At 70.9% G+C, this 1,782-nt stretch carries 1 protein-coding gene; it reads right to left on the reverse strand.

Going from position 1 to position 1,782, the window contains the following annotated elements:
* Positions 1-146: 146 nt before the first annotated feature.
* Positions 147-1,718: a class I adenylate-forming enzyme family protein gene (locus ACWD3D_RS36625; RefSeq protein WP_451464964.1), complete on the reverse strand. Its 1,572-nt coding sequence runs from the start codon at positions 1,716-1,718 to the stop codon at positions 147-149.
* Between the last annotated feature and the right edge of the window lie 64 nt (positions 1,719-1,782).

The following is a 1,782-nucleotide window of genomic DNA, read 5'->3' on the forward strand; positions in this document are numbered from 1 at the left end:
AGCGGCCGGCGCTCGACTCGCTGCTGGCACGGATCGTGCCGCACGAGCACCTGCCTGCCGCCGCCGCGCTGAACGCCCTGCGCTGGCAGCCGGTACGGGTCGGCCGACGCCCGTTCAGGCACGCTCGGGAAGTCCCCGGACGCCGTTCAGCCGGCGTCCTGGGCGCCGTTCAGTTCCCGGGCCAGCTCCAGCCGCTTGATCTTCGTGGTGGCCGTGTGGGGCAGTTCGTCCAGCCGGCGCTGTACCGGCTCCGCCAGCTCGGGCAGGCCGGCGACCGCGCCGCGCCACCTGGCGAGGTCGAGCGGCTGGTCGTCCCTGGTGCACACGACGGGTATGGGCGCGCCGGCCTCGCCGGGGACGATGATGACCTCCAGCAGTTCCGGGAGCCGGGTGAAGAGCTTGTCCTCGATCTCCAGCGTGCTGCTGATGCCCGGGATCTCGTCGACCTCCCGGTCCAGCAGGTGCAAGCAGCCCAGCTTGGTGCGGTAGCCGAGGTCTCCCATCCGCCACCAGCGCCCTTCGGAGAACTGGTCGTCGAACCGCTCCTCCTCGCCGAGGTACGTGACGATCTGCCCGCCGCTGCGTGCCTCGATGCGGCCCGGGGAGTCCTTGGTCGGCGTCCTGCCGTCCCGGCTCACCACTCTCATCTCGGTCAGGCCGGGGAAGTTCACGCCCACGCACCTGCCGTCGGAACCGGCCCGGTGCTTCCGGGTGTAGGTGCGGGCGGCGATGGCGCCGGTCTCGCTCTGCCCGTAGGTCTGCGCGAAGAACGGCAGGCTGCGTTCCGAAGCCCCCAGCAGGGTCTCCACGGTGCGCGGGTGGATGGCGTCGAAGGTGTTGCTGAAGCACCGCACCCGCGCGAGCGGCTTCGCCGGGTGCTTCGCCAGCGTCTCCCAGTTCAGCAGGGTGTTGGGGTGGGACTCGATGACTCCCGGGGGGACCCGGGCGAAGAGTTCGGCGGCGCGCTCCGGGTCGTCGTCCCTCAGCAGGATGAGCGGGTGGCCGCGCAGCGCGAACAGTGCCACCCCGCTGATCATCCGGGAGTGCGCGAAGGAGACGTGGACGGCGATGGGTTCGTGCCGTCCCACCGGGGCGAGCAGTACCGACTGCGGACGGCAGCGGGCCTGGATCGTGTGGCCGGTCTGGACCGCGAGTTTCGGCAGGCCAGTGGTGCCCGAGGTGTGAGTGATGAGCGCCGGCAGGTCCTGCGGCATGGTCACCGCGGGGACGCGTTCGGACCCCGCGAGCGCTTCCAGCGAGGTCGCTCCCGGGAATTCCCCGGTCGTCACCAGCACTCTCTCGGCCAGCTCGAAGACCTCTGCGGGGAGTTCGTCCTCCAACTTCGGCCGGTCGGTGAGCAGGGTGGGCCGGCCCAGCCGCTGCAGGAGCCGGGAGACGGTGGCGCCGTCCAGCTTCGGCGAGAGCAGCACCGGCACCCCGCCTACGCGCGCGACGCTGTAGGCGAGCAGCGAGATATCGAAGTTGTCCGACTTGTGTATGACCACGCGCTCCCCGGGCCGTACCCGCGCCGCCCACAGACGGGAAGCGGTGTCGTCGACCAGGCCGGCGATCTCCGTGAGGGTGATGCGGCGCCCCAACTCGGGCGCGATGTCGAGATCGTGGTCCAGATAGACGGGATTCGCCGGGTGGCGCGCGGCCGCCCGGTCGAAGACCGTGCCCAGCTGGATGCCTTTGTTGCCGACCCGTTGCAAGAACATGCTTCTCTTCCCGTTCGGTTGGTCTCGGAAGCGGAACGCGCCCCGTCGCCGCCCGGCCGTGTCC

The organism is Streptomyces sp. NPDC002690, from assembly GCF_053592415.1.

What these genes read in the sequence shown, in the direction of transcription:
- ACWD3D_RS36625 (WP_451464964.1), bottom strand. Translation starts at nt 1,718, where the DNA reads ATGTTCTTGCAACGGGTCGGCAACAAAGGCATCCAGCTGGGCACGGTC.